General features: G+C 71.4%; 27 protein-coding genes. 9 read left to right on the top strand and 18 right to left on the bottom strand.

The genetic code is table 11. The features are described from left to right. Positions 1-12: 12 nt before the first annotated feature. Both AB0O67_RS11095 and AB0O67_RS11090 read left to right on the top strand, forming a co-directional pair. Positions 13-888 carry a deoxyribonuclease IV gene (locus tag AB0O67_RS11095; protein ID WP_365448521.1) on the top strand — a complete coding sequence of 292 codons (876 nt, stop codon included), beginning with the start codon at positions 13-15 and terminating at the stop codon, positions 886-888. Positions 889-1,024: 136 nt separating this feature from the next. Beyond that, positions 1,025-1,495, top strand: a complete 471-nt coding sequence (locus tag AB0O67_RS11090) for a DUF4396 domain-containing protein (RefSeq protein WP_365448519.1) — start codon at positions 1,025-1,027, stop codon at positions 1,493-1,495. A gap of 34 nt (positions 1,496-1,529) precedes the next feature. Here the strand turns inward: AB0O67_RS11090 and AB0O67_RS11085 are convergent, their stop codons facing one another. After that, a complete protein-coding gene (locus tag AB0O67_RS11085; protein WP_365448517.1) occupies positions 1,530-2,162 on the bottom strand; it encodes a sulfite oxidase-like oxidoreductase in 633 nt (210 codons plus the stop codon). A 187-nt stretch (positions 2,163-2,349) separates the two neighbouring features. Between AB0O67_RS11085 and bfr the strand changes: the two genes are divergently transcribed. After that, positions 2,350-2,868, top strand: a complete 519-nt coding sequence (bfr, locus tag AB0O67_RS11080; protein WP_365448515.1) for a bacterioferritin — start codon at positions 2,350-2,352, stop codon at positions 2,866-2,868. Between the two features lie 8 nt (positions 2,869-2,876). Here bfr and AB0O67_RS11075 read toward each other — a convergent pair whose 3' ends face one another. Beyond that, positions 2,877-3,122 (bottom strand): (2Fe-2S)-binding protein, encoded by a 246-nt coding sequence (locus tag AB0O67_RS11075; RefSeq protein WP_365448513.1) that lies wholly within the window; start codon positions 3,120-3,122, stop codon positions 2,877-2,879. A 159-nt stretch (positions 3,123-3,281) separates the two neighbouring features. Next, positions 3,282-4,634: a class II 3-deoxy-7-phosphoheptulonate synthase gene (locus AB0O67_RS11070; RefSeq protein WP_365448511.1), complete on the bottom strand. Its 1,353-nt coding sequence runs from the start codon at positions 4,632-4,634 to the stop codon at positions 3,282-3,284. A gap of 97 nt (positions 4,635-4,731) precedes the next feature. Between AB0O67_RS11070 and AB0O67_RS11065 the strand changes: the two genes are divergently transcribed. Together AB0O67_RS11065 and AB0O67_RS11060 are read left to right on the top strand one after the other, a co-directional pair. After that, complete coding sequence (locus AB0O67_RS11065) at positions 4,732-4,788, top strand: trp operon leader peptide (RefSeq protein ID WP_365448559.1); 57 nt, start codon at positions 4,732-4,734, stop codon at positions 4,786-4,788. 99 nt (positions 4,789-4,887) lie between these two features. Beyond that, positions 4,888-6,768, top strand: coding sequence for an anthranilate synthase family protein (locus AB0O67_RS11060; protein ID WP_365448509.1), 1,881 nt, complete (start codon positions 4,888-4,890; stop codon positions 6,766-6,768). On the opposite strand, the gene AB0O67_RS11055 is transcribed toward AB0O67_RS11060, so the two are convergent. The 5 genes from AB0O67_RS11055 to AB0O67_RS11035 form a co-directional block, all read right to left on the bottom strand. Continuing rightward, positions 6,720-7,715 carry a 2-hydroxyacid dehydrogenase gene (locus tag AB0O67_RS11055; RefSeq protein ID WP_365448507.1) on the bottom strand — a complete coding sequence of 332 codons (996 nt, stop codon included), beginning with the start codon at positions 7,713-7,715 and terminating at the stop codon, positions 6,720-6,722. The two genes, AB0O67_RS11060 and AB0O67_RS11055, sit on opposite strands and share 49 nt — an antisense overlap. 85 nt (positions 7,716-7,800) lie before the next feature. After that, the gene (locus tag AB0O67_RS11050) at positions 7,801-8,829 is read right to left on the bottom strand and encodes a 6-phosphofructokinase (RefSeq protein WP_365448505.1); all 1,029 of its coding nucleotides are present in this window, start codon (positions 8,827-8,829) and stop codon (positions 7,801-7,803) included. Positions 8,830-8,966: 137 nt separating this feature from the next. Next, on the bottom strand, positions 8,967-9,650 hold the full coding sequence (locus AB0O67_RS11045; RefSeq protein ID WP_365448503.1) for a response regulator transcription factor: 684 nt from the start codon (positions 9,648-9,650) through the stop codon (positions 8,967-8,969). Next, positions 9,647-10,858, bottom strand: a complete 1,212-nt coding sequence (locus tag AB0O67_RS11040; RefSeq protein WP_365448501.1) for a DUF5931 domain-containing protein — start codon at positions 10,856-10,858, stop codon at positions 9,647-9,649. Before AB0O67_RS11040 ends, AB0O67_RS11045 begins: the two co-directional genes overlap by 4 nt. Before the next feature lie 24 nt (positions 10,859-10,882). Next, positions 10,883-11,668 (bottom strand): lysophospholipid acyltransferase family protein, encoded by a 786-nt coding sequence (locus AB0O67_RS11035; protein ID WP_365448499.1) that lies wholly within the window; start codon positions 11,666-11,668, stop codon positions 10,883-10,885. Between the two features lie 188 nt (positions 11,669-11,856). Between AB0O67_RS11035 and AB0O67_RS11030 the strand changes: the two genes are divergently transcribed. After that, complete coding sequence (locus tag AB0O67_RS11030; RefSeq protein WP_365448497.1) at positions 11,857-12,636, top strand: alpha/beta fold hydrolase; 780 nt, start codon at positions 11,857-11,859, stop codon at positions 12,634-12,636. Further along, positions 12,629-13,261 carry a hypothetical protein gene (locus AB0O67_RS11025; protein ID WP_365448495.1) on the top strand — a complete coding sequence of 211 codons (633 nt, stop codon included), beginning with the start codon at positions 12,629-12,631 and terminating at the stop codon, positions 13,259-13,261. The genes AB0O67_RS11030 and AB0O67_RS11025 overlap by 8 nt, the downstream gene beginning before the upstream one ends. Positions 13,262-13,267: 6 nt before the next feature. On the opposite strand, the gene AB0O67_RS11020 is transcribed toward AB0O67_RS11025, so the two are convergent. The 6 genes from AB0O67_RS11020 to AB0O67_RS10995 form a co-directional block, all read right to left on the bottom strand. Beyond that, positions 13,268-14,023, bottom strand: coding sequence for an endonuclease/exonuclease/phosphatase family protein (locus AB0O67_RS11020; RefSeq protein ID WP_365448493.1), 756 nt, complete (start codon positions 14,021-14,023; stop codon positions 13,268-13,270). A 131-nt stretch (positions 14,024-14,154) separates the two neighbouring features. Further along, positions 14,155-15,108, bottom strand: coding sequence for an ROK family glucokinase (locus tag AB0O67_RS11015; RefSeq protein ID WP_365448491.1), 954 nt, complete (start codon positions 15,106-15,108; stop codon positions 14,155-14,157). Positions 15,109-15,163: 55 nt separating this feature from the next. Next, positions 15,164-15,682 (bottom strand): DUF5304 domain-containing protein, encoded by a 519-nt coding sequence (locus tag AB0O67_RS11010; RefSeq protein WP_365448489.1) that lies wholly within the window; start codon positions 15,680-15,682, stop codon positions 15,164-15,166. 57 nt (positions 15,683-15,739) lie between these two features. Further along, positions 15,740-16,909: an ArsA-related P-loop ATPase gene (locus tag AB0O67_RS11005; RefSeq protein ID WP_365448487.1), complete on the bottom strand. Its 1,170-nt coding sequence runs from the start codon at positions 16,907-16,909 to the stop codon at positions 15,740-15,742. Positions 16,910-16,974: 65 nt separating this feature from the next. After that, complete coding sequence (locus AB0O67_RS11000) at positions 16,975-17,415, bottom strand: SRPBCC family protein (RefSeq protein ID WP_365448485.1); 441 nt, start codon at positions 17,413-17,415, stop codon at positions 16,975-16,977. A 123-nt stretch (positions 17,416-17,538) separates the two neighbouring features. Further along, positions 17,539-18,336: a metallophosphoesterase gene (locus AB0O67_RS10995; RefSeq protein ID WP_365448483.1), complete on the bottom strand. Its 798-nt coding sequence runs from the start codon at positions 18,334-18,336 to the stop codon at positions 17,539-17,541. A gap of 338 nt (positions 18,337-18,674) precedes the next feature. On the opposite strand from AB0O67_RS10995, the gene AB0O67_RS10990 reads away from it, so the two are divergent. Next, positions 18,675-20,471, top strand: coding sequence for an AMP-dependent synthetase/ligase (locus tag AB0O67_RS10990; RefSeq protein WP_365448481.1), 1,797 nt, complete (start codon positions 18,675-18,677; stop codon positions 20,469-20,471). A 69-nt stretch (positions 20,472-20,540) separates the two neighbouring features. Here AB0O67_RS10990 and AB0O67_RS10985 read toward each other — a convergent pair whose 3' ends face one another. Then, complete coding sequence (locus AB0O67_RS10985; protein ID WP_365448479.1) at positions 20,541-21,683, bottom strand: glycosyltransferase family 4 protein; 1,143 nt, start codon at positions 21,681-21,683, stop codon at positions 20,541-20,543. A gap of 180 nt (positions 21,684-21,863) precedes the next feature. Here AB0O67_RS10985 and AB0O67_RS10980 point away from each other — a divergent pair, with 180 nt between their 5' ends. Next, entirely contained in the window at positions 21,864-23,096 is a 1,233-nt protein-coding gene (locus tag AB0O67_RS10980) for a glycosyltransferase family 87 protein (RefSeq protein ID WP_365448477.1), read from the top strand. Here AB0O67_RS10980 and AB0O67_RS10975 read toward each other — a convergent pair. The 3 genes from AB0O67_RS10975 to AB0O67_RS10965 all read right to left on the bottom strand — a co-directional run bounded on the left by AB0O67_RS10975 (position 23,065) and on the right by AB0O67_RS10965 (position 26,397). After that, on the bottom strand, positions 23,065-23,490 hold the full coding sequence (locus AB0O67_RS10975) for a VOC family protein (RefSeq protein ID WP_365448475.1): 426 nt from the start codon (positions 23,488-23,490) through the stop codon (positions 23,065-23,067). The genes AB0O67_RS10980 and AB0O67_RS10975 overlap by 32 nt on opposite strands. 10 nt (positions 23,491-23,500) lie before the next feature. Continuing rightward, on the bottom strand, positions 23,501-23,875 hold the full coding sequence (locus AB0O67_RS10970) for a helix-turn-helix transcriptional regulator (protein WP_365448557.1): 375 nt from the start codon (positions 23,873-23,875) through the stop codon (positions 23,501-23,503). 128 nt (positions 23,876-24,003) lie between these two features. Beyond that, on the bottom strand, positions 24,004-26,397 hold the full coding sequence (locus AB0O67_RS10965) for an excinuclease ABC subunit UvrA (protein ID WP_365448473.1): 2,394 nt from the start codon (positions 26,395-26,397) through the stop codon (positions 24,004-24,006). Positions 26,398-26,451: the final 54 nt, after the last annotated feature.

Below are 26,451 nucleotides of genomic sequence, written 5' to 3'. Positions count from 1 at the left end.
CACCCTGAACGGGTGAACAGTCAGCGCCCCGGCCCCTCCCGCAACCCCGTCGGCGGCCACGTCCCCGTGGCCGGCGGACTGCACTCCGTGGGTCTCACCTACGCCCACGACCTGAAGGCCGAGACCGTGCAGGTCTTCGTCGCCAACCCGCGTGGCTGGGCCACGCCTGCCGGTGATCCGCGGCAGGACGAGGCGTTCCGCGCGGCGTGCGCCGAGGAGTCGATCCCGGCCTATGTGCACGCGCCGTACCTGATCAACTTCGGCTCGCACACGGAAGCCACCGCCGAGCGGTCGGTGGAGTCGCTGCGGCACTCGCTGCGGCGCGGGCGGGCCATCGGCGCGCTCGGCGTGGTCGTGCACACCGGGAGCGCGACCGGCGGGCGGGCCCGGTCGGTGGCGCTGCAGCAGGTACGGGAGTACCTGCTGCCGCTGCTAGACGAGCTCACCGACGACGACCCCTACGTCCTGCTGGAGTCCACGGCGGGTCAGGGCGCCTCGCTGTGCTCACGCACATGGGACTTCGGGCCCTACTTCGAGGCCCTGGACGCCCACCCGAAGCTGGGCGTCTGCCTCGACACCTGCCACGTCTTCGCCGCCGGCCACGACCTGACCGGCCCGGACGGCATGCACCAGACGCTGGACCTGCTGGTCGGCACGGTCGGTGAGGGCAGGCTGAAGCTGATCCACGCCAACGACTCCAAGGACCTGGCCGGCGCCCACAAGGACCGGCACGAGAACATCGGCGCCGGCCACATCGGCGAGGACCCGTTCCGCGCCCTGATGACCCACCCCGCCACCGAGGGCGTACCGCTGATCATCGAGACGCCCGGCGGCAAGGAGGGGCACGCGGCCGACGTGGAGCGGCTGAAGAAGCTCCGGGAGGGCTGAGCGGAACGCCGGGACATCCGAGCAGAGCTCCGGGGCGGCTGGCGAGATCCGGGCGGTCGAGGACTCCCGGAATACCCCCGGGGGGTATATGGTTCCTGCTCGATGCGGGAACCATCACCTGACACAGGGGGCTCGAATGCAGCACGCACACACGCACCACAGCCACACCCCCGCCGGCTGGCCCATGGCCGTGCGGGCCACCCTGCACTGCCTGACCGGTTGCGCCATCGGCGAGGTGCTCGGCATGGTCATCGGCACCGCGCTCGGCTGGGGCGACGTGTCCACCCTGGTCCTGGCGATCGTGCTGGCCTTCTTCTTCGGTTACGCCCTCACCCTGCGCGGGGTGCTGAAGGCGGGCGTGGGCCTGCGGGCCGGCGTCCGGGTGGCACTGGCCGCGGACACGCTGTCGATCGCCGTGATGGAGCTGGTCGACAACGGCGTGATCGCGTTCTGGCCGGGGGCGATGGACGCGGGGCTCGACTCCGCGCTCTTCTGGGTCGTCCTGGCGATCGCCCTCGCGGTCGCCTTCGTGGTCACGGTCCCGGTCAACAAGTGGATGATCGGCCGGGGCAAGGGCCACGCGGTGGTGCACCAGTACCACCACTGAACACAGCCGCACCGGCGGTCGCGGTCAGCAGGAGTCAGAGCTCGGGGCCGTCCCCGGGCTCCTCCTGGTACGAGTAGCGCTGCTCCCGCCAGGGGTCGCCGATGTTGTGGTAGCCCCGCTCCTCCCAGAAACCGCGGCGGTCGGCGGTCATGTACTCCACGCCGCGCACCCACTTCGGCCCCTTCCAGGCGTAGAGGTGCGGCACGATCAGGCGGAGCGGGAAGCCGTGTTCGGCGGTGAGCAGTTCACCGTCCTTGTGGGTGGCGAAGATCGTGCGCTCGTCGGCGAAGTCCGCGAGCCGCAGGTTCGAGCTGAAGCCGTACTCCGCCCACACCATCACATGGGTGACATTCGAGGCGGGCGGCGCGAGGTCCACGACGGTCCGGGCGGGGATGCCACCCCACTCCGCACCGAGCATGCTGAACTTGGTGACGCAGTGCAGATCGGCCACCACGGAGGTGTACGGCAGGGCCGTGAACTCCTCGTGGGTCCAGCAGTGCTTGTCCCCGTCGGCGGTGGCGCCGAAGACCCTGAACTCCCAGCGTTCGGACCGGAACTTGGGCACCGGCCCGTAGTGCGTGACCGGCCATCCACGCTGTACCCGCTGCCCCGGCGGAAGCTCGAACGATGCCGCTGCCGCAGATTCGCGCTCCTCCGGGTGACCCATGACTCCATCCTGACAGACGGTGGACGGTGCACAGGACCAGCCCCGTTCAGAATCGGGCAACTCGTGCAATTTAGGCTAAGCATGTACTTAGTTACTAAGCACGCACTTACTGGACGATCTTGGATGCCCGGTGCCATCATGCGGCGCAACCTCCAGTTTCGACCTCCCGACGTGGAAGGAGCCCCCAATGCAGGGCGACCCCGAGGTGCTCGAACTGCTCAACGAGCAGCTGACCGCCGAGCTGACCGCGATCAACCAGTACTTCCTGCACTCCAAGCTGCAGGACCACAAGGGGTGGACGAAGCTCGCCAAGTACACCCGGGACGAGTCCTTCGACGAGATGCGGCACGCGGAGGTACTGACCGACCGCATCCTGCTGCTGGACGGCCTGCCCAACTACCAGCGGCTGTTCCACGTCAGCGTCGGCCAGACGGTGACCGAGATGTTCCAGGCGGACCGGCAGATCGAGGTCGAGGCCATCGACCGGCTGCGGCGCGGTGTGGAGGTCATGCGCGCCAAGGACGACGTGACCTCGGCCAACATCTTCGAGGCGATCCTCGCCGACGAGGAGCACCACATCGACTACCTGGACACGCAGCTCGAACTGATCGACAAGCTCGGAGAGTCGCTCTACCTGTCGACGCTGATCGAGCAGAGCCAGCCGGACGCCTCCGGACCGGGCACGGGCGGCTTCTCCACCCACTAGCTCAGGGCTCAGGCGGCCTCGGCGGTCACCTGCGCCACCTCGGTCAGGGGTGACCTGCCCTGCTCCGCCAGTTCCCGGCGCGGGCAGCTGCCGCGGCCGAGGAGCGCCTGGATACGGCGTACACAGCCGCCGCAGTCCGTGCCCGCCTTGCAGGCCGAGGCGATCTGGCGAGGGGTGCAGGCACCGTTCTCCGCGTGGTTCTTGACCTGCTGCTCGGTGACACCGAAGCAACTGCAGACGTACACGCGGTTCACCTCCTGGCGGGGTCGATCGGTGGTGCCGTCCCCGTAGTCGGTGAGGCTAACCTAACCTTACCTGGCACATCCGGGCCGCAAAAGTGGAGGGGCGCGGATCATTTGTGATCCGCGCCCCATCGCACGTGCCGGCAGCGGCCCGGCGCGGCTGCTGGGTGCCTACTGGTCCCGGTACATCTCCGCGACCAGGAACGCCAGGTCGAGCGACTGGCTGCGGTTCAGCCGCGGGTCGCAGGCCGTCTCGTAGCGCTGGTGCAGATCGTCGACGAAGATCTCGTCGCCGCCGCCCACACACTCCGTGACGTCGTCACCGGTCAGCTCGACGTGGATGCCGCCCGGGTGCGTGCCGAGGCCCTTGTGCACCTCGAAGAAGCCCTTGACCTCGTCGAGCACGTCGTCGAATCGGCGGGTCTTGTGGCCGGAGGCCGCCTCGAAGGTGTTGCCGTGCATCGGGTCGGTCACCCAGGCCACCACCGCGCCGGACGCCGTGACCTTCTCGACCAGGTCGGGCAGCCGGTCGCGGATCTTGTCGGCGCCCATGCGGACGATGAAGGTCAGCCGGCCGGGCTCCCGCTCGGGGTCGAGACGCTCGATGTACTGGAGCGCCTCCTCCGGCGTGGTCGTCGGGCCGAGCTTGATGCCGATCGGGTTGCGGATCCTCGAGGCGAACTCGATGTGCGCGTGGTCCAGCTGCCGGGTGCGCTCACCGATCCACACCATGTGGCCCGAGACGTCGTACAGCTGCCCGGTGCGCGAGTCGACGCGGGTGAGCGCGGACTCGTAGTCGAGCAGCAGGGCCTCGTGCGAGGAGAAGAACTCGACGGTCTTGAACTCCTCCGGGTCGGCCCCGCAGGCGTGCATGAAGTTCAGCGCGTTGTCGATCTCGCGGGCGAGCTGCTCGTAGCGCTGGCCGGACGGGGACGACTTCACGAAGTCCTGGTTCCAGGCGTGCACCTGGCGCAGGTCGGCGTAGCCGCCGGTGGTGAAGGCGCGCACCAGGTTCAGCGTGGAGGCGGACGCGTGGTACATCCGCTTCAGCCGCTCCGGGTCCGGAACGCGGGCCGCCTCGGTGAAGTCGAAGCCGTTGACGGAGTCGCCCCGGTAGGTCGGCAGCGTCACGCCGTCGCGGGTCTCGGTCGGCTTGGAGCGCGGCTTGGAGTACTGGCCGGCGATCCGGCCCACCTTCACCACGGGCACGGAAGCGGCGTACGTCAGCACGGCGCCCATCTGGAGCAGGGTCTTGAGCTTGCTGCGGATCTGGTCCGCGGACACCGCGTCGAAGGCTTCGGCGCAGTCGCCGCCCTGGAGCAGGAACGCCTCTCCCCTGGCGACGGCCGCCATCCGGGCGCGCAGCTGGTCGCACTCGCCCGCGAAGACGAGCGGCGGATACGACTCGAGGTCCGCGATCACTGCGCGCAGAGCCTCGGTGTCGGGGTACTCGGGCTGCTGCGCCGCGGGCAGGTCTCGCCAGGTGTTGCCAGCGCTGGCGCTGGTCTTAGCGTTCACGGTCACAACCCCAACATTACGGGGTGCTGTGCGGCCGTCCCGCCCGCCGCCCAGGGAGTGAGACGCGGGTGACGCTCTGTGGACATGGGGTAAGGTGCGGCACATGTTCGCGCACTCGATCCAGAACTGGTGGTGGACCGCTTCCTCGGCGGCCCACTGACTGCGCGTACGAAAGATTTCGCGAAGGCCGCCCGAGGGGCGGCCTTCGGCGTTTGCGGAGCCCGTTCCCCGAACCGGTCACGACGACGGAAGAGGAACCATGGACCTGGCACAGCTCGCGCACGGCGACCGCCCCTTCGCCCTGCTCCGCCGCCGCACCCCGGGCCACGACCACGACACCGTGGAACTGCTGCTCGGCCCGGTGAGCACCTACGACCGCCTCGCCGACCTCCCCGACGAGAGCCTCGCACTCGTCCCGTACCGTCAGATCCGCGAGCGCGGCTTCGAGGTCCGCGACGACGGCACCCCGCTGCTGGCGCTCACGCCCGAGGAGACGTACGGCATCCCGCTCGCCGAGGCGCTGCGGCAGCTCCCGGCGCACGAGGTGCGCGTAGAGGGCGGCGGCTTCGACGTCGGGGACGAGGACTACGCCGGGATCGTCGGGCGGGTGCTGCGGGAGGAGATCGGGCGGGGCGAGGGCGCCAACTTCGTCATCCGGCGCGCGTACGAGGGCCGGATCCCGGGGTTCGGCCGGGCCGACGCGCTGGCGCTGTTCCGGCGGCTGCTGGTCGGGGAGCGGGGCGCGTACTGGACGTTCCTGGTGCACACCGGGGACCGGACCCTCGTCGGGGCCAGCCCCGAGGTCCATGTGCGGATGTCGGGCGGCACCGTCGTCATGAACCCGATCAGCGGGACGTACCGCTATCCCGCCGAAGGCCCCACGCCGGAGCACCTGCTCTCCTTCCTCGCCGACAGCAAGGAGATCGAGGAGCTGTCGATGGTCGTCGACGAGGAGCTGAAGATGATGTGCACGGTCGGCGACATGGGCGGGGTGGTCGTCGGGCCGCGGCTGAAGGAGATGGCGCACCTCGCGCACACCGAGTACGAGCTGCGCGGCCGGTCCTCGCTGGATGTGCGGGAGGTGCTGAAGGAGACCATGTTCGCGGCGACCGTCACCGGTTCACCGGTGCAGAACGCCTGCCGGGTCATCGAACGGCACGAGGCCGGCGGGCGCGGCTACTACGGCGGGGCCCTCGCCCTCCTCGGCCGGGACTCCGGCGGGGCGCAGACCCTGGACTCCCCCATCCTCATCCGCACCGCCGACATCGACGCGGCCGGGCGGCTGCGGGTGCCGGTGGGCGCCACGCTCGTGCGCGGCTCGGATCCGGCGGGCGAGGTCGCGGAGACCCACGCCAAGGCGGCGGGGGTGCTGGCGGCGCTGGGCGTGCGCGACCGGCGGCCGCCCGAGGAGGCCGTACGGCCGGTGCTGGCCGACGATTCCCGGGTGCGGGCCGCGCTGGACGGGCGCCGGGCGTCCCTCGCGCCGTTCTGGCTGCGGATGCAGGAGCCGACGGCGGACCTCACGGGGCACGCCCTGGTCGTCGACGGCGAGGACACCTTCACGGTGATGCTCGCGCACGTGCTGCGCTCCTCGGGCCTCACCGTCACCGTCCGCCGCTACGACGAGCCCGGACTGCGCGCGGCCGTGCTCGCGCACGGGGGACCGCTCGTCATCGGGCCCGGCCCCGGCGACCCGTCCGACCTGGGCGATCCGAAGATGCGCCTGCTGCGGGAGCTGACCGCCGAGGTGCTGCGCGGCCGCCGCCACGGGGTGCTCGGCGTCTGCCTCGGGCACGAGCTGGTCGCGGCCGAGCTCGGGCTGGACCTCGTGCGCAAGGAGGTGCCGTACCAGGGGGCGCAGACGACCGTCGACCTGTTCGGCCGGGCCGAGACCGTCGGCTTCTACAACAGCTTCGTGGCGCACTGCGACGACGGAGCGGCGGCGGAGCTGGCCGCGCACGGCATCGAGGTCGCCCGTAGCGGCTCAGGGGAGGTGCACGCCCTGCGGGGGCCCGGGTTCGCCGGGGTGCAGTTCCACCCGGAGTCGGTGCTGACGCTGGACGGCGCAGGAATCGTCCGGGACCTGATCGGTCAGCTGCGCGGCACCAGCACGTTCTCGGAGCGGCGGCCCGCGAGGTAGTCGAGGACGTTGCGCACCGTGGTGTCGACGATCTGGCCGACGGCGTCCTCGGTGTAGTACGCCTGGTGGGACGTGACGAGGACGTTGGGGAAGGTGACGAGGCGGGCGAGGGTGTCGTCCGCCACGGCCTGCAGGGACTTGTCGAGGAAGAACAGCCCGGCCTCCGCCTCGTACACGTCGAGACCCACACCCGTGAAGCGGCCCGCGCGCAGCTCGTGGACGAGGGCGGCGGTGTCGACCAGCCCGCCACGGCTGGAGTTGATCAGGATCGCGTCGTCCCGCATCGTCCTCAGGGCGTCCGCGTCGATGAGGTGCCGGGTCTCCGGCATCAGCGGCACGTGCAGGGTGACCAGGTCGGACTCGGCGAGCAGCTGCTCCTTGGGCACGTAGGCCATGCCGAGCTGCATGCACGCGGGGTTCTCGGCGATGTCCCAGCCGAGCAGTCGCATGCCGAAGCCGTGCGCGATCCGGGCGAAGGCCTCACCGATCTTCCCGGTGCCGATGACGCCGGCCGTGCGGCCGTACATGTCGCGGCCCATCAGGCCGTCCAGGCGGAAGTCGAAGTCGCGGGTGCGGGTGGAGGCGCGGACGACGCGGCGGTTGACCGCCATGGCGAGGGTCCAGGCGAACTCGGCGACCGCGTACGGCGAGTAGTACGACACCCGGGCCACCGTGATGCCGAGCCTCTCGGCGACGTCGAGGTCGATGTTGTTGAAGCCCGTCGAGCGCTGGGCGACCATCCGGGTCCCGCCGGCCGCCAGGACGGACAGGACCGGCGCGCCGAGGTCGGCGTTGACGCTGGTGGAGACGATCTCGTGGCCGGCGGCGATGGGCGCGGTGTCCTCGGTGAGGAAGACGCCCAGGCAGTGGATGTCGTGGTGGCCCTTGAACGCCCGCTCGATCAGCGGCTTCTCGTCGGCCTGCACACCGAAGGCCAGGATCTCCACGACATCTCCGTTCTGTACGGGTATGAGCCTGTACGGGTATGAGCCGAATACGCCGAATATAGGGTCCATACCCGTACGACGCCGGTCAGCCGAAGAACACGCCGACCTCCTCGTACAGCCTCAGGTCGACCGTCTTCAGGCGGGCCGTGGCGGCGGCGATCGGGACCCGGACGATGTCGGTGCCGCGCAGGGCGACCATCGAGCCGAAGTCGCCCTCGCGGACGCAGTCGATGGCGTGCAGGCCGAAGCGGGTGGCGAGCCAGCGGTCGAAGGCACTGGGCGTGCCGCCGCGCTGGACGTGCCCGAGGACCGTCGTGCGGGCCTCCTTGCCGGTCCGCCGCTCGATCTCCTTGGCCAGCCACTCGCCGACCCCGGACAGCCGCACATGCCCGAAGGAGTCGAGGGACTCGTCCTTGAGCACCATGTCGCCGTCCTTGGGCATGGCCCCCTCGGCGACGACGACGATCGGCGCGTACGACGCCTTGAACCGGGACGTCACCCAGGCGCAGACCTGGCCGACGTCGAAGCGCTGCTCGGGGATGAGGATGACGTTGGCGCCGCCGGCCAGGCCGGAGTGGATGGCGATCCAGCCGGTGTGCCGGCCCATCACCTCCACCACCAGGACGCGCATATGGGACTCGGCGGTGGTGTGCAGACGGTCGATCGCCTCGGTCGCGATGCCGACGGCGGTGTCGAAGCCGAAGGTGTAGTCGGTGGCGGACAGGTCGTTGTCTATCGTCTTCGGGACGCCGACGCAGGGCACGCCGTAGTCGTCGGACAAGCGTGCGGCGACGCCCAGGGTGTCCTCGCCGCCGATCACGACGAGCGCGTCGACCTCCTGCTTGGCGAGGTTCTCCTTGATCCGGGCGACACCGTTCTCGTGCTGGAACGGGTTGGTGCGCGAGGAGCCGAGGATCGTGCCGCCGCGGGGCAGGATGCCCCGCACGGCCGGGATGTCGAGGCGCATGAGGTCACCTTCGAGCGGACCGCGCCAGCCGTCCCGGAAACCGACGAAGTCGTAGCCGTACTCCTGCACGCCCTTGCGGACGATGCCCCGGATGACGGCGTTGAGCCCGGGGCAGTCGCCGCCTCCGGTCAGTACTCCGACCCGCATGGAATTGTCCCTTCGCCGCGGTTGCCGTGTGCCGTACGAGCACGCTAATGGTGACTCAGGTCACTACGGCATGGCCCGTAAGGGCAATTCCGGTGAGTCGGCGACCGGTTGGCGGGGTCCGGGACCGCCCCCCGCCCTCACTCCTCGTCGAGGCCGCGCTCTATCGCGTACCGCACCAGCTCCACCCGGTTGTGCAACTGGAGCTTGCCGAGGGTGTTCTGGACGTGGTTCTGGACCGTGCGGTGGGAGATGACCAGCCGCTCGGCGATCTGCTTGTAGCCGAGACCCTTGGCGACCAGCCGCAGCACCTCGGTCTCACGGTCGGTCAGCCGGGGCGCCTTGGGCTCGTCGGCGTCCGTCGCGGCGCCCGGCGCCGGGTCCGCGGCGAGGCGCCGGTACTCACCGAGCACCAGCCCGGCCAGGCCCGGCGTGAACACCGGGTCCCCGACGGCCGTACGGCACACCGCGTCCAGCAGTTCCTCCGTGGACGCCGACTTCAGCAGATAGCCGGTCGCGCCGGACTTCACGGCCTCCAGAACGTCGGCGTGCTCCCCGCTCGCGGACAGCACCAGCACGCGCAACGCCGGATTGTGGGCGACGAGTTCCTTGCACACCTGGACCCCGGGCTTGGCGGGCAGGTTCAGGTCGAGGACGAGGACGTCGGGCGCCGCCGCCTTGGCACGTCGTACCGCCTGGTCGCCGTCGCCAGCGGTGGCGACCACCTCGAAACCGGCCTCGGCGAGGTCACGGGCGACGGCGTCGCGCCACATGGGGTGGTCGTCGACCACCATCACCTTGATCGGGCCCTGCCGTGCGCTCATCGCCGCCCCCGTGACATCTGCTTCGGTACCTTCAGCTCTACTTCCGTGCCCTGTCCGGGCGTCGAGACCAGCTCGGCCGTGCCGCCCAGGTCGCGCAGCCGGCCCCGGATCGACAGCGCCACGCCGAGCCGCCCCTCGTCCTCGGCCTGCGCGAGACGGCCTTCCGGGATGCCGGGGCCGTCGTCGCGGACGGTCACGATCACCACGTCGGGCTCGTCCTCGACCAGGATCCAGGCCCGCGCGTCCGCGCCGGCGTGCTCGCGGACGTTGTCCAGGGCCGCCGACACGGCGGCGGCCAGCTCCCGCGCGGCCGGCGGCGGCAGCCGGACCGGTGCGCCGGGCTCGGCGAGGCTGACGCGGGCGGCGGCGAACGGGGCGAGCAGCGTCCGCAGATCGACGGGGCCGCCGTCGTCGTCCGGTTCCTCCACGGCGCGTACGACCGCCCCCCCGGCGGCGTCCTCCGACACCCGGGACACGGGCAGCAGACCGCCGGAGACCAGGGTGCGCAGGGCGACCTGCTGCTCACCGGCGAGGCGCCCCAGTTCGGCCGCCTCGCCGCCGATGACCGCGCCGCGCCGCTGCACCATCGCCAGCACCTGGAGCACGCTGTCGTGGATGTCACGGGCGAGCCGCTCCCGCTCCCGGGTCGCGGCCTCGATCTCCAGGGCCCGGGCGAGGGTGCGCTCGGAGGCGCGGGCCACCTCGACGACGTAGCCGATGGCGATGGAGGCGACCCAGACGAGGATCACGTTGTGCACGGTGTCTCGGGCCGGGCCGCCGCGTTGCACCAGGTTGGCTGCGGCGACCAGGCTGGAGGCGACGGCCGCCCAGCGCCAGCCGCCCTTGATCGCGAAGGCCAGCACCGAGCCGGCGGTCCATATCGTCGGCAGTGTCGGGCGGCCGTCGGCGATCCGCTCCGGGGTGTCCGCCACCAGGGTGAGCAGGATGCCGGTGAGAGCGACGGTGAGGTCGGCGGTGAGGAAGCGCTTGGTGCACCTCGCGGCGCCGGAGACCAGCGGCAGGGTGGCCAGGGTCCACACGCACAGGACGGTGAAGTAGCCGACGGCGACCCAGGGCCGGGCGAACTCCCGGTAGGAGGTGGCGAACACCGCGATCGCGTACAGCATGGTCAGTACGCGGTAGCCGGCGAGCGCACGCCACAGCGGCTGCTCGACCGACATCCTCATGACTCTCTCGCGCGCGGCCATGTCCCCCCGTCCCCCGCTCGGCCGTCACCCCTGGTCGGCCTGGTCCTTTTCCTTCTGTGCCTGTTCCTTCTGCGCCTGTTCCTTCTCCGCCTGCGCGAGCGCCGCCTTGGCGGCCTTGGCCGCTTCCTTCTCCGCCTTGGCCGCGTCCGCGATCTGCCGCTTGGCGGCGGTCGCGTACACGTCGACGTACTCCTGGCCGGAGAGCTTCATGATTTCGTACATGACCTCGTCGGTCACCGCCCGGAGCACGAACCGGTCGTGTTCCATGCCCTGGTAGCGGCCGAAGTCCAGCGGCTTGCCGATCCGGATCCCGGGCCGCATCAGCTTCGGCAGGACCTTTCCGGGCGGCTGGATCTTCTCCGTGTCGATCATCGCGACCGGGATGACGGGCGCTCCCGTGGCGAGCGCCACGCGCGCGAGCCCGCCGGGCTTGCCGCGGTAGAGGCGGCCGTCGGGCGAGCGGGTGCCCTCCGGGTAGATGCCGAACAGCTCACCCTGCTCGATGACCTCTATACCGCTCTTGATCGCCGCCTCGCCCGCGCCGCGGCCTCCGGAGCGGTCCACCGGGAGCTGGCCGACACCCTTGAAGAAGGCGGCGGTCAGGCGCCCCTTGACCCCGGGCGTGGTGAAGTACTCGGCCTTCGCGATGAAGGTGACCTTGCGGTCGAGCACCGCGGGCAGGAAGAACGAGTCGGAGAAGGACAGGTGGTTGCTCGCCAGGATGGCGGGGCCCTCGGCGGGAACGTTCTCCAGGCCCTCCACCCAGGGCCGGAAGACGAGCTTCAGCGGTCCCCCGATGGAAACCTTCATCGCGCCGTACAACAACCGAGTGCCTCCTGTGTCTGTCGATGAGACCTTAACCCGGCCACCCGGCCAGGGCGTCCCCGGGCCGGGCGGCCCCAGGACTCCGACGGCCCTGGTCCGTGTCAGTGCGGTCGCGTACGGTGAAGCAACCTGAACTCTTCTCACGCCCCTCTCACATGAACAGGAGACCGAAGGTGCCGGTCCTTCCTGGAGCCGAGCCGTACCGCCACGACGGTGGAGAAGTCGGCGTCCTGCTCTGCCACGGCTTCACCGGTTCCCCCCAGTCACTGCGCCCCTGGGCGGAGTACCTCGCCGAGCGCGGTCTGTCCGTCGCCCTGCCGCTGCTGCCCGGGCACGGCACGCGATGGGAGGACATGGAGCTGACCAGCTGGCAGGACTGGTACGCCGAGGTGGACCGCGAGCTGCGCGCGCTCCGCCGGCGTTGCGCACAGGTGTTCGTGTTCGGCCTGTCGATGGGCGGCGCCCTCGCGCTGCGGCTCGCGGCCCGGCACGGGGACGCGGTCAGCGGTGTCGTGGTCGTCAACCCGGCGAACAAGGTGCACGGACTGTCGGCGTACGCCCTGCCCGTCGCCCGCCATCTCGTGCGGTCGACGAAGGGCATCACCAGCGACATCGCCCGGCCCGGCGGGGTGGAGGTCGGCTACGACCGGGTCCCGCTGCACGCCGCGCACTCCCTGCGGACCTTCTTCCGGGTCGTCGACGGCGAGCTTCCGCAGGTCACGCAGCCGCTGCTGCTTCTGCACAGCCCGCAGGACCACGTGGTGCCACCTGCCGACTCGGCGCGGATCCTGAGCCGGGTGTCGTCCACGGACGTGCGGGAGGGCCTGCTGGAACAGAGCTACCACGTCGCGACGTTGGACTACGACGCGGACCGGATCTTCGAGGAGAGCCTCGCGTTCATCGGCCGGCTCGCACCCAGTGTCGGCAAGGAAGGGACGGCCGCAGGTGGCTGAGCACGACTCCGACCGCGAGGACCGCGAAGAGCGGGAGGATCGGGAGGCCCGCGCCGGCAAGGGGCGCGAGCCCGGTGAGCAGCACGTGCCGTTCGACGAGGACGCCGCCTGGGCGGCGATCGTCGCCGGGTTCGGGGAGGAGCCGCCGGACCCGCCCGGGGCCAAGCCCTTCAAGTCGGTCGAGGACCTGGCCCTGCTGGAGCCCGAGACGAACGACGGCGGCGGCGAACCGGCCGAGCGCCAGCCGGAGCCGAAGCCGAAGAAGGAGACGCCGGAGCCGCTCGGCAGCTCCGTGACCTTCGCGCCCGGCGTGGGCGGCGGACCCCGTGACTACACGGCGCCCGAGCCGTCCGAGGACGACTTCACCGACGACGACGAGGGCCACTTCGTACCGCCCGAGCCGCCGCCGCTGCCCGCCGCCGACGCCACGGCGAAGTTCGCGTGGCTGGGCGTGCTGGGCGGCCCGGTGCTGCTTCTGCTGGCGGTGCTGCTCGGCTGGGACATGACGTGGTGGCTGACCACGCTCGGCATCGGCGGCTTCCTGGGCGGTTTCGCGACGCTGGTGACGCGGATGCGGACGGACGAGGAGGACGACGACGATCCGGGGCGGGGCGCGGTGGTCTGACCCCGCTCACGCACGCGGGACCCTGAGGGCGGCCAGGACCGGAAGATGGTCCGTGGCCGCCCTCAGGTCTGTCTCCGTCACCCCCGGTTGACCGTGCGGCACCCCGCAGCCGAGGACCTCGATCCCCTTGGTCGCGAAGATCGCGTCGATGCGCTGGTGCGGGTCGGCCGGGGTCGAGGTGTACTCGCCGCCCCAGGGAGCGGTGGCCCAGCAGTCCTGGAGCCCGTCGGCCAGGAGCCGGAAGGTGCGTCCGCCGGGCCGTTCGTTGAGGTCGCCGCCCGCGATCACATGCTCGGTGCCCAGGCCGGCGAGCCGGTCGAGGAGCATGCCGCCCTGGGTGTGGCGCTCGTCCTTCTGCAGCGACAGGTGACAGCTGACCACGCCGAGGCGGGCGCCACCGAAGCGGACCACCGCGGTCGCGAAGCCACGCCGGTGCAGTCCGGGGGTGAGCGGCAACAGCACGTCCTCGGTGCGCTCCACGGTGGCCCGCGGCGAGCACAGCAGCGCCGGGCCCGCGGCGGTGGCCCCGCCCGAGAGGATCATCCGGCCGGAGGCGGCCGCCAGCCGGGCCAGCTTCTTGCGCCAGCGGAAGAAGCGGGGGGCTTCCTGGATCAGGACCAGGTCGGGGTCGCAGGCGCCGATGACGCGGGCGAGCGCGGCGGCGTCGTCACGCATCGAGCGGATGTTGTAGCTGAGCACGCGAAGGATTACGGAACCGTCGTCCTCGGTGCGGGAGTTGGGGAGCGGCGAGGAGGTTGCCATGCAGGTCAATGTAGTCCGGACCGGGGTTTCGGCGCCTGACGACTCGGGGCGCGGATTCGTGTGCGACTGCCCGTGGTGTGTGGCCGGTCGCGCAGTTCCCCGCGCCCCTGAAGGCGTGCGAGCGTCGTCCCTTACATGATCGGGTCGGGCTCCCGGGCCAGGTCGGCGGCGCCCACCAGGCCGGCCTTGTTGCCCAGCTGCGCGGCGATCACCTCGGCGACCGGGCGCCAGTTGCCCCCGACCAGCCAGCGCTTGTACGACTTGCGGATCGGGTCCAGGACCAGCTCGCCCTCGTCGGACAGCCCGCCGCCGACGATGAACGCGGAGGGGTCGAAGAGCGAGGCGAGGTCGGCCAGGCCCGCGCCGGCCCAGCGGGCGAGCTCGCGGTAGGAGTCGACGGCGACGGGGTCGCCCTGGCGGGCGGCCATGGAGATGTGCTTGCCCTCGATGCCGTCGGGGCTGCCGTCGCCGAGGCCGAGCAGCACCTCGGCGTTCTCCGGAGTGGCGTTGGCGCGCTGCTTGGCGTACCGCACGAGGGCGCGGCCCGAGGCGTACTGCTCCCAGCAGCCCTGCGAGCCGCAGCCGCACAGCAGCCCGTCCGGCACCATCCGGATGTGGCCGAACTCGGCGGCCACGCCGAAGTGGCCGCGGCGCAGCTTGTTGCCGATGATGATGCCGCCGCCGAGGCCGGTGCCGAGCGTGATGCAGATGACGTTGCGGTGGCCCTTGCCCGCGCCGAACTTGTACTCGCCCCACGCGGCGGCGTTGGCGTCGTTCTCCACCACGACGGGCAGCCCGGTGCGTGCCTCGACCTTTTCCTTGAGCGGCTCGTTGCGCCAGTCGATGTTGGGGGCGAAATAGACCGTCGAGCGCTGCCGGTTGACGTATCCGGCCGCACCGATGCCCACACCCACGATCTCGTGCCCCGCGCGTGCGCCCTCCACCGCGGAGGCGATGGCGTCCACGATGCCCTCGGGCGTGCCCGGGGTCGGCACCTTGTGGGTCGAGAGGATGTTGCCTTCCTCGTCTACCACGCCGGCCGCGATCTTCGTGCCGCCGATGTCGACGCCGATGGTGAGTCCCATGAATCCCTCAGTTCCGGTCGAGCCCCGCTACGGCCAACCGTACCCGAGCAGAGGGTCAGTCCAAGTCGATGCGCTGGCCGGGACCCGTGCCCTCACCGGGGTCGCGAGGGGTCTCGTCGAGGTTCTTCAGTTCGTCGGAGGCGCCGGCGGCGTCCGGGCCGGCCGTCCAGCGGCGCTCCTGGGCCTGGACCGCGGAGCGGTAGGCGGCGAGGAGTTCGTGGCCGGCCGCGGCAAGGTGGTCGAAGACATCCGGGTTGCGCTCGATCACGGGTTCCACGGCGGCCTTGGCCTGCTGCACGACCTGCTGCACCACCTGCTGGGCGGCGGGCCCGGCGACGGCGCCGAACAGCGGGGCCTGCAGTCCGGACAGCTTGTCGGCGACCGTGTCGACGAGCCGGCGCAGCTCCTCGGCGGCCGAGCCGGGAGGCGGCCCGTGCTCTTCCCGGCGGCGGGCCTTCTCCGCCTCCAGGTCCTCGGCGCACGCGGTCGCCCACGCGTCGGCGTCACCCGTGGGAAGCGGCTCGTCGGCCGGCTGGTCCTGAGCGGCGTCGGGGTGGGGGCGCTCTTCGCTCATGGCGGGCTCCTGACTACGTCTCGTCCCTACGACGTTACCCGAACGGGCGCGGCGGTTTCACGGCGTCCGCGGCCACAGCTGCGGGTCCGGGGTGAACCGGATGCGCAGCTCTCCCTCGCGCAGGCCCGCCCCGGCGACGGCGCAGCGGCGCAGGGCGGACGGCAGCTGCACGACCCGGCGGAACGGACCGGCGGTGACGACCACTTCGTCACCGCGCCGGACGAGATCGAGCTCCTCGCGCACGGCGCCGGGCAGCGGGAGGCGCCAGACGAGCACGCCGTCCTCGGCGAGCCGGTCCTCGACGGGCCACCCGACCTTGGTGGGGGCGGTCCTGAGCACGGGCACGGCGAGGCCGGCGAGGTCGTCGGTGCCCCTCGGGTCGTGCCCGAGATGCGGCACGGGGTGCAGGTCGTAGGCGGTGCGCCAGTCGTCGAGGGCCTTGCGCTGCTGGGCGAGCGGCCGGGCGAGCCAGCCGTCGCCCTCCTCCTCGGGGAGCACCCGGTTGGCGATCAGCGCGTCCGGGCGCAGGCCGCGCAGGGCGAGGCCGAGGGCGGCGGTGTGGACGGCGTCGCCGCCGGCCGGGGTGGGGTCGGCGACGAGCCGTACGGTCGTGGCCCGCTCGGCCAGGACGGCTTCCACGGCGGCGAGTTCGAGGTCCCAGCGGGCGGCCTTCTCGTACAGCCAGTCCGCGGGCATCGGGACGCCGGCCAGCCGGCCGAGTACCGGGCGCAGGGCGCGGGCGGCCTGCCGCTCGGGCGGGAGCAGCCGGCGCAGGTAGCGGCGGAGCTCCTCGGGGAGGGCGAGGAGGGCGAGGGCCTGCGGGGTGGGCGGCAGGTCGACGACGAGCAGCTCGTGCGCCTCGGCGAGGGCGGCGTCGCGCAGGGCGCGGAGCACGGCGATTTCCCCGGCGCCGGGTAGCGGGGTGAACTCCTCGGGGTCGAGCGGACCGGCGCCGAGCAGGTCGAGCAGTCCGGACGCACGTTCCTGGAGCCGGGTGAGGTCGTCGCGGAAACCGGCGGCGGGGTCGGGCCGCCAGGCGGTGAGTCCGGGCGCGGCCGCCACGGGGGCGGGGCCGGTCGCGGTCCCGAGCGCTGCCCCGAGGCTGTCGCCGCGGTCGGTGCCGAGGACGAGGGTGCGGACGCCCTCACGGGCGGCGGCGAGCGCGGTGGCCGCGGCGATGGTGGTACGGCCGCTGCCGCCGGGCCCGGTGATCAGGATGGTGCGCATGAGGGTGAACCGTACCGGGGTGGGGGCGGCCCGGCCGCGTGCGGCCGACGGCGTGGTGGGGAAACCTACTGGCCGGATTCCACGCGCTTCTTCAGGCCCGCCAGCGCGCGGTCGATGATCACCTTTTCCGCCTTGCGCTTGATCATCCCCAGCATCGGGATCTTGACGTCCACCGTCAGCTGGTAGGTGACCTCGGTGCCGCCCAGACCGGCCGGCTTGAGGAGGTAGGAGCCGTCCAGGGAGCGCAGCATCTGGGACTTCACCAGCGTCCAGGAGACCTCGTGCTCGCCGGTCCACTTATAGGCCAGCGTCTGGTCGTCCTTGATCGCGCCGGCGTCCATGACCAGCCGGACGTGCTCGGCGCGGCCCTGGCCGTCGGTCTTGAGGACCTCCGCCTCCTTCACCTCACCGGTCCAGTCCGGGTAGCGGGCGAAGTCGGCGATCACCGCCATGACGTCGGCCGGAGCCGCCTCGATCTCGATGCTCGAGCTGGTGTGTTCCGCCATCGCCGTGGCTCCTCCGAACGCGGTCGGGCAAGAGGTGGTCGTGCGCACGTGTGTGCAGCGTGAAGGCTACCGCGCGGCGCACCCCCCGCCGTCACCGCTACCTGCGCCGACCGGCCCCGGGCCTCACCACTCCAGGGCCCACGGCCGCCCGGTGCTCGCGAAGTGCCCCACGTTCACACACTCGGTGGCCCCGATCCGCATCCGGGCGGCGAGCGGCTGGTGGACGTGCCCGAAGAGGGAGTAGCGGGGCCGCGTGCGGCGAATGGCGTCGAGCAGCGCCCGGCTCCCCCGCTCGAAGCGCCGCGCCACCGTGTCGTAGACGAGGTCCGGCACGTCCGGCGGGATGTGCGTGCACAGCACGTCGACCTCGCCGACCGCCTCGATCTTCGCCGCGTACTCCTCGTCGCCGATCTCGTACGGCGTGCGCATCGGCGTGCGCAGGCCGCCGCCCACGAAGCCGAAGACCCGGCCGCCGATCTCCACCCGCTCGCCGTCCAGCACCGTCGTGCCCGGTCCGGCGTACTCCCGCCACAACGTCGGCATGTCGACATTGCCGTAGGTGGCGTACGTCGGTGTCGGGAACGCCGCGAACAACTCGGCGTACTGCTTGCGCACCGCCCGCTCGATCACCGCGGCCCGGTCCTCCCCCACTCCGGCCCACAGCCGCGCGCCCAGCTCACGCGCCTCCTCGAAGCGGCGGGCGGTGCGCAGTTCGACGATGCGGTCGGCGTTCTCCACGCCGAACAGGTCGGGGAAGATGCCCCGCGAGTGGTCGGCATAGTCGAGGAAGAGGACGAGGTCCCCCAGGCAGACGAGCGCGTCCGCGCCGTCCCCGGCCCGTGCCAGGTCACGCGCGTTGCCGTGCACGTCGCTGACCACGTGGATCCGCGTCCGGCGGTTGCCGGCTGGTGTGGGTGCCATGGTGATCAAGGGTAAGCGTGTGCGACAAACGTGAACAGTGGCGGTTGGACCTGCGATTACTCGCCAGTCGGGAAAGCCGTCGACTACTGTGCGCGCAGGAGCACCAACAGGAACATCGTTGACGCACCACCTGTGTGACGCAGCGAACATCTCGCCGGACCCCCCTGTCCTAGACGCCATACCGGCGGGTAACGTCCGGGCAGTCCCGTCGTGCTCAGGTTTTCAACCAGTGGGATCCCTCGGCTCCCGCCGGATCCTGAGCATCCTGCCCGAGCCTTGGACCGGACCGTCGCATCACACAACGTCGTGGCGCCGGCGCCCTATGAGGAGCAGCAGTCTTGCGCGAGTTCAGCCTTCCGGCTTTGTACGAGGTCCCCTCGGACGGCAACCTGACGGACATCGTCCGCAGAAACGCCGCGCAGCATCCGGACGTCGCCGTGATCGCCCGCAAGGAAGGCGCCGCCTGGCAGGACGTGACGGCCGCCGCCTTCCTCGACGAGGTCCGGGCCGCCGCCAAGGGCCTGATCGCCTCCGGCGTGCAGCCGGGCGACCGGGTCGGCCTGATGTCCCGCACCCGCTACGAGTGGACGCTGCTGGACTTCGCGATCTGGAGCGCGGGCGCGATCACCGTGCCGGTCTACGAGACCAGCTCCCCGGAGCAGGTGCAGTGGATCCTCAGCGACTCGGGCGCGACCGCCTGCGTCGTCGAGACGGGCAGCCACACGGCCGCCGTCGAGTCGGTGCGCGACGGACTGCCCGAGCTCAAGCACGTCTGGCAGATCGAGGGCGGCGGCGTCGACGAGCTGGGCCGCCTCGGCCAGGACGTCAGCGACGCGGCGGTCGAGGAGCGCAGCTCGCTGGCGAAGGCCGACGACCCCGCGACGATCGTCTACACCTCCGGCACCACGGGCCGCCCCAAGGGCTGCGTGCTCACCCACCGCAGCTTCTTCGCGGAGTGCGGCAACGTGGTCGAGCGCCTGCGCCCCCTGTTCCGCACCGGCGAGTGCAGCGTGCTGCTCTTCCTGCCGCTCGCCCACGTCTTCGGCCGGCTGGTCCAGGTCGCCCCGATGATGGCGCCGATCAAGCTGGGCTGCCTCCCGGACATCAAGAACCTCACCGACGAACTGGCCTCGTTCCGGCCGACGTTGATCCTCGGTGTGCCGCGCGTCTTCGAGAAGGTCTACAACTCGGCCCGGGCCAAGGCCCAGGCGGACGGCAAGGGCAAGATCTTCGACAAGGCCGCCGACACGGCCATCGCGTACAGCAAGGCCATGGACACCCCGTCCGGTCCCTCGATGGGCCTGCGGATCAAGCACAAGGTCTTCGACAAGCTCGTCTTCAGCAAATTGCGCGGGGTCCTCGGCGGCCGTGGCGAGTACGCCATCTCCGGCGGCGCCCCGCTCGGCGAGCGCCTCGGCCACTTCTTCCGCGGCATCGGCTTCACGGTCCTGGAGGGCTACGGCCTGACCGAGTCCTGTGCCGCCACCGCCTTCAACCCGTGGGACCGGCAGAAGATCGGCACGGTCGGCCAGCCGCTGCCGGGCTCGGTGGTGCGGATCGCGGACGACGGCGAGGTGCTGCTGCACGGCGAGCACCTGTTCAAGTTGTATTGGAACAACCCGGGCGCCACCGAGGAAGCTCTCGCCGACGGCTGGTTCCACACCGGTGACATCGGCACCCTCGACGAGGACGGGTACCTCAGGATCACCGGCCGCAAGAAGGAGATCATCGTCACCGCCGGCGGCAAGAACGTGGCGCCGGCCGTGATCGAGGACCGGATCCGGGCGCACGCGCTGGTCGCGGAGTGCATGGTGGTCGGCGACGCGCGGCCGTTCGTGGGCGCGCTCATCACCATCGACGAGGAGTTCCTCGGCCGTTGGGCCTCCGACCACGGCAAGCCGGCCGGTTCCACGGCCGCGTCGCTGCGCGAGGATCCCGACCTGCTGGCGGCGATCCAGTCCGCCGTCGACGACGGCAACGCGGCGGTCTCCAAGGCGGAGTCGGTACGCAGTTTCCGCATCCTGGACTCGCAGTTCACCGAGGACTCGGGGCACCTCACCCCCTCGCTGAAGCTGAAGCGGAACGTGGTGGCGAAGGACTTCGCGACCGAGATCGAGGCGATCTACCAGAAGTAGCGCGGCATGTGACGCACCGTCATGGCGCGGGTGCCCGGTCGGGTCGACGGGACCCGCGCCGTGCCATGTCTACAGCAGTTCCTTCAGACGCTCGGCCAGCAGGTCCCACCGCCACCTCTCCTCGACCCAGGCACGCCCCCGCTCCCCCATCCGGCGGCGCAGCTCGGCGTCCCCGAGGAGCGTGACGATCCGGTCGGCGCAGTCCTCCACGGAGCCGCCGCGCACGACCCATCCGGTCTCCCCGTCGAGGACGGCGTCGGGCGCGCCCCCGGAGTCGCCGGCGACCACCGGCAGCCCGGTCGCGGACGCCTCCAGGTAGACGATGCCGAGCCCCTCGACGTCGAGCCCGCCGCCCCGGGTGCGGCACGGCATGGCGAAGACGTCGCCGGCCCCGTAGTGGGCGGGCAGCTCCGACCAGGGCACGGAGCCCGTGAAGACGACGGAGTCCTCGACCCGGGTCTCCCGTGCCAGCTTGCGCAGCTCCCCCTCGTAGGGCCCGCCCCCGACGATCAGGAGCACGGCGTCCGGCTCCTTGGCCAGGATGCGCGGCATCGCGAGGATCAGCGTGTCCTGCCCCTTGCGCGGCACGAGCCGGGAGACGCACACGACGACGGGCCGGTCGGTGAGCCCGAGCCGGGCCCGCACGCGGTCGCCGCCGGAGCCGGGGTGGAAGGTCTTCTCGTCGACACCGGGCGGCAGTTGGGTCATCCGCGCGGCGGCGTCCGGGGTGAGCGCTTTCGCGATCCGCGAGCGGGTGTACTCACCGAGGTAGGTGAGGGTGTCGGTGGAGTCACCGATCCGGCGCAACAGCTGACGGGCGGCGGGCAGCTGGGCCCATCCGGCCTCGTGCCCGTGGGTGGTGGCCACCAGCCGCTCGGCGCCCGCCCGGCGCAGCGCCGGTGCCATCAGCCCGAGCGGTGCCGCGGCGCCGAACCAGACCGACGTGCACTCGTGCGCGCGCAGCAGGGCGACGGCCTGCCGGGTCGCGGCGGGCGTCGGCAGCAGCATGGTCGTCCGGTCGCGTACGACGGTGAAGGGCTGCTCGGCGTCGAAGGCGGCGGTGGCCTCGACGCCCTCGTGGCCGCGCTTCCACGTCGAGGCGTAGACGACGAGCCGGTCGGGGTCCAGCCGGAGCGCCATGTTGTGCAGAAACGCCTGGATGCCGCCGGGTCTGGGCGGGAAGTCGTTCGTCACGATCAAGGTCTTGCGCATCAGCGCCGACCCTACCGAACGTACACTCGCGGCTCGGCACGGCCGCGCTGCGTCGTTCCCGCACGGGTGGCCGGGGGATCATGGCCCCGTCGGACGACGGACAGCACACGGCCGACGCGCCGAAGGCCGCAGCGAGACGAACAGGGGCGCAGGGTGGACAGGACGGACAGGACGCGATCCGTGACCGGACTCCTCGCGCTCTGGGCACCGACCCGGCTGCTGCTGCTCCTGCTCGTCTTCAAGGTCTACGTCTTCCCCGGCCCGGACGTCACGGGCGACGTCTCCGTGATCTACCAGGGCTGGTACGAGGTGCTGCGCACCGGAACGTTCCCTCTGGACGACGTCACCTGGCAGTACCCACCCGGGGCCGCCCTCGCGATCCTCTCCCCGGCGCTGCTGTCCTTCCTCGACTACGCGCACGCCTTCTTCGTCCTCGTCCTCCTCGCCGACCTGGCCGTCCTCGCCCTGCTGTGGAACACGGGCCTGCGCCGCGGCCGGACGATGCGCGGCGCCTGGGTGTGGGTGGTGGGCGTCCCGCTGCTGGGCCCGACGGTGTACGCGCGCTACGACGTGATGGTCACGGCCGTCGCCGTGGCCGCGCTGCTCGCGGGCGCCCGCCGGCCCCGCCTGATGGGGGCGCTCGCGGGCCTCGGGGCGATGCTGAAGGTGTGGCCGGTGCTGCTGCTGATCGGCGCCGTGCGACGCCGGGCGTGGGTCGCGGCCGGCCTGACGGCGGGGACGCTGGCGGCACTTTTCGCATTGGCGATGCCGGGGGCCTTCGCGTTCCTGACCTTCCAGCGGGACCGCGGCACCGAGGTCGAGTCGCTGGGCGCACTGGTGTTCCATGTGGCACGGCACTTCGGCTGGGAGGGGCAGGTGCTGCTCAACTACGGCTCGGTGGAGTTCCTCGGTCCCCACGTCGACGCGGTGAGCACCGGCGCCCTGGTACTGACCGGGATCGCCTTCGGCTGGCTGCTGCTGTGGCGGCTGACGGCCGCGGCGTTCCTGCCGCACACACCGGCGGACGCCGCCTTCGTGGCGGTGCTGATGTTCACGACCACGAGCCGGGTGATCAGCCCGCAGTACATGGTGTGGCTGGTCGGGCTCGCGGCGACCTGCCTGTGCTTCGGCCGCTCCGGCATGCGCGTACCGGCCGCCCTCGTCCTGCTGGCGTCGTTCGTGACGATGCTGGAGTTCCCGCTCTGGTTCTCGCACGTCGTCGCCGGCGACCCGCTCGGCGTCACCCTGCTGTTCGTCCGCAACGGCCTGCTGGTGCTGGCCACCCTCGTCGCGGCCCGCGAGCTGTGGCGCGCCTCGGCGCCCCGGCGGCAGGAGCCCCTCGCCCCACGGGACACCGACGACGCGCCCCTGACCGGTGGGCTCACTTCCCGGGCTTCCCGAGGGGCTGGTTGAAGCGCAGCAGGTTGCCGGCGGGGTCGCGGAACGCGCAGTCGCGGACGCCGTAGGGCTGGTCCATCGGCTCCTGCAGCACCTCCGCGCCCGCGCCGCTGATGCGCTCGAAGGTTGCGTCGCAGTCCTCCGTCGTGAAGATGACGCCCCGCAGCAGGCCCTTGGCCATCAGCTCCGCCAGGGCCTGTTTGTCGGCCGGCGAGGTGCTCGGGTCGGCGGCGGGCGGCTCCAGCACGAGGCTCACGTCCGGTTGGGCGGGCGACCCGACGGTCACCCAGCGCATCCCCTCGAACCCGACGTCGGCGCGCACCTCCAGGCCGAGCACGTCGCGGTAGAAGGCGATCGCCTTGTCATGGTCGTCGACGGCGATGAAGCAGGTGGAAAGCGTGATGTCCATGCGGCAGAGGCTACGGCCGATCGACGCGGCCGGCTTCTCCGTTCCTGACCGGTCGGGTGTAGATCTTGGCGATGCAGGCCGGGATGGCGGCGCCGTCGTCGTGCCCGCGGGCCCGGTAGGCGCTCGGTGTCTCGCCGACCAGCTCGGTGAAGCGCGAGCTGAACGACCCGAGCGACGTACAACCCACCGCGAAACACACCTCGGTCACGGTGAGGTCGCCCCGCCGCAGCAGCGCCTTGGCACGCTCGATCCGGCGTGTCATCAGATAGCTGTACGGCGTCTCCCCGTAGGCGGCGCGGAAGCTGCGGGAGAAGTGCCCCGCCGACATGAGGGCCTCGCGCGCCAGCGCCGGGACGTCGAGCGGCTCGGCGTAGTCACGGTCCATCCGGTCGCGGGCCCGCCGCAGCCGGACGAGGTCGTCGAGATCCTGCCGTTTCACCCGCCGAGTCTCGCACAGGGCGCCGGCCCGGGTGACGGGCCGAGCCGGCACCCGGGGGTCGGCGAGCAGCACGGTCAGCCGCCGACGTACGCCGCGAGGTGCTCACCGGTGAGGGTGGAGCGGCCGGCCACCAGGTCTCCCGGCGTGCCCTCGAAGACGACCTTGCCGCCGTCGTGACCGGCGCCGGGGCCGAGGTCGATGATCCAGTCGGCGTGCGCCATGACCGCCTGGTGGTGCTCGATGACGACGACCGACTTCCCGGACTCCACGAGCCGGTCGAGCAGACCGAGCAACTGCTCGACGTCGGCGAGGTGCAGGCCTGTGGTCGGCTCGTCGAGGACGTACACGCCGCCCTTGTCGGCCATGTGCGTGGCCAGCTTCAGCCGCTGCCGCTCGCCGCCGGACAGCGTGGTGAGCGGCTGACCGAGGGTGAGGTAGCCCAGACCGACGTCGGCGAGCCGGTCGAGGATCCTGTGCGCGGCCGGCGTGGCCGCCTCCCCGGCGCCGAAGAACTCCTCGGCCTCGGTCACCGACATCGCGAGCACCTCGCTGATGTCGCGCCCGCCGAGTCGGTACTCCAGCACGTCGGCCTGGAACCGCTTCCCGTCGCAGTCCTCGCAGGTGGTGGCCACGCCGGCCATCATCGCCAGGTCGGTGTAGATGACACCGGCGCCGTTGCAGGTGGGGCAGGCGCCCTCGGAGTTGGCGCTGAACAGCGCCGGCTTGACACCGTTGGCCTTGGCGAAGGCCTTGCGGATCGGGTCGAGCAGTCCCGTGTACGTCGCCGGGTTGCTGCGCCGGGAGCCGCGGATGGGGCTCTGGTCGACCGAGACCACGCCTTCGCGGGCCGGGATCGAGCCGTGGATGAGCGAGCTCTTGCCGGACCCGGCGACGCCGGTGACGACGCACAGCACCCCGAGCGGGATGTCGACGTCGACGTCGCGCAGGTTGTTCGCCGTCGCGCCGCGGATCTCCAGCACGCCCTTCGGCGTCCGCACGGACTCCTTCAGGGACGCCCGGTCGTCGAGGTGGCGGCCGGTGACGGTGCCACTGGCCCGCAGGCCCTCGATGGTGCCCTCGAAGCAGACCGTGCCGCCCGCCGTGCCTGCCCCGGGGCCGAGGTCGACGACGTGGTCGGCGATGGCGATCGCCTCCGGCTTGTGCTCCACGACGAGCACCGTGTTGCCCTTGTCCCGCAGCCGCAGCAGCAGGTCGTTCATCCGCTGGATGTCGTGCGGGTGCAGGCCGATGGTGGGCTCGTCGAAGACATAGGTGACGTCGGTGAGCGAGGAGCCGAGGTGGCGGATCATCTTCACGCGCTGCGCCTCACCACCCGACAGCGAGCCGGACGGCCGGTTCAGCGAGAGGTAGCCGAGGCCGATCTCCACGAACGAGTCGAGGGTCTGCTGGAGCGCGGTGAGCAGCGGCGCCACCGAGGGTTCCCGCAGGGCGCGGACCCATTCGGCCAGGTCCCGGATCTCCATGGCGCAGGCGTCGGCGATGCTGACCTTGTTGATCTTCGACGACCGGGCGCCCTCGCTGAGCCGGGTGCCGTCGCATTCGGGGCAGGTGGTGAAGGTGACCGCCCGCTCCACGAACGCCCGGATGTGCGGCTGCATCGCCTCCTTGTCCTTGGACAGGAAGGACTTCTGGATCTTGGGGATCAGGCCCTCGTAGGTGAGGTTGACTCCGTTGACCTTCACCTTGGTCGGCTCGCCGTAGAGGAAGGCCTGCATCTCCTTCTTCGTGAACCGGCTGATCGGCTTGTCCGGGTCGAGGAAGCCTGACTGGGCGTACAGGCCCACGGTCCAGACGTTGTCGGACTTCCAGCCGGGGATGGTGAAGGCACCCTCGGAGATCGACTTGGAGTCGTCGTAGAGCTGGCTGAGGTCGATGTCGGAGATCGTGCCGCGGCCCTCGCAGCGGGTGCACATGCCGCCGGTGCGCTCGAAGGTCGCCTTCTCGGACTTGGTCTTGGCTCCGCGCTGCACGGTGATCGCGCCGCTCGCCCGGACGGAGGCGGTGTTGAAGGAGTAGGCGCTGGGCGGGCCGATGTGCGGCTTGCCGAGGCGGCTGAAGAGGATCCGCAGCATGGCGTTGGCGTCGGTGGCGGTGCCGACGGTGGAGCGGGGGTCGGCACCCATCCGCTGCTGGTCGACGCTGATCACCGTGGTCAGCCCGTCGAGCACGTCGACCTCGGGCCGCGCCAGCGTGGGCATGAAGCCCTGCACGAAGGCGCTGTACGTCTCGTTGATCAGCCGCTGGGACTCGGCGGCGATCGTGTCGAACACCAGCGAGCTCTTGCCCGAGCCGGACACACCGGTGAACACCGTCAGCCTGCGCTTGGGGATCTCGATGCTGACGTCCTTGAGATTGTTCTCGCGCGCGCCGTGCACGCGGATCATGTCGTGGCTGTCGGCGGCGTGCGGCGCAGGCGACTGTGTGTTCCTTCTCGTGGGCATGCTCATGTCTCCATCCTTCGGGGCGGGGCCGCCGTCGCGGGCTCCGCGGGCGTCGCCCGG

The organism is Streptomyces sp. NPDC086077 (genome assembly GCF_040686175.1).
Lineage (GTDB): Bacteria > Actinomycetota > Actinomycetes > Streptomycetales > Streptomycetaceae > Streptomyces.
This window is presented reverse-complemented; position numbering and strand designations above follow the sequence as displayed.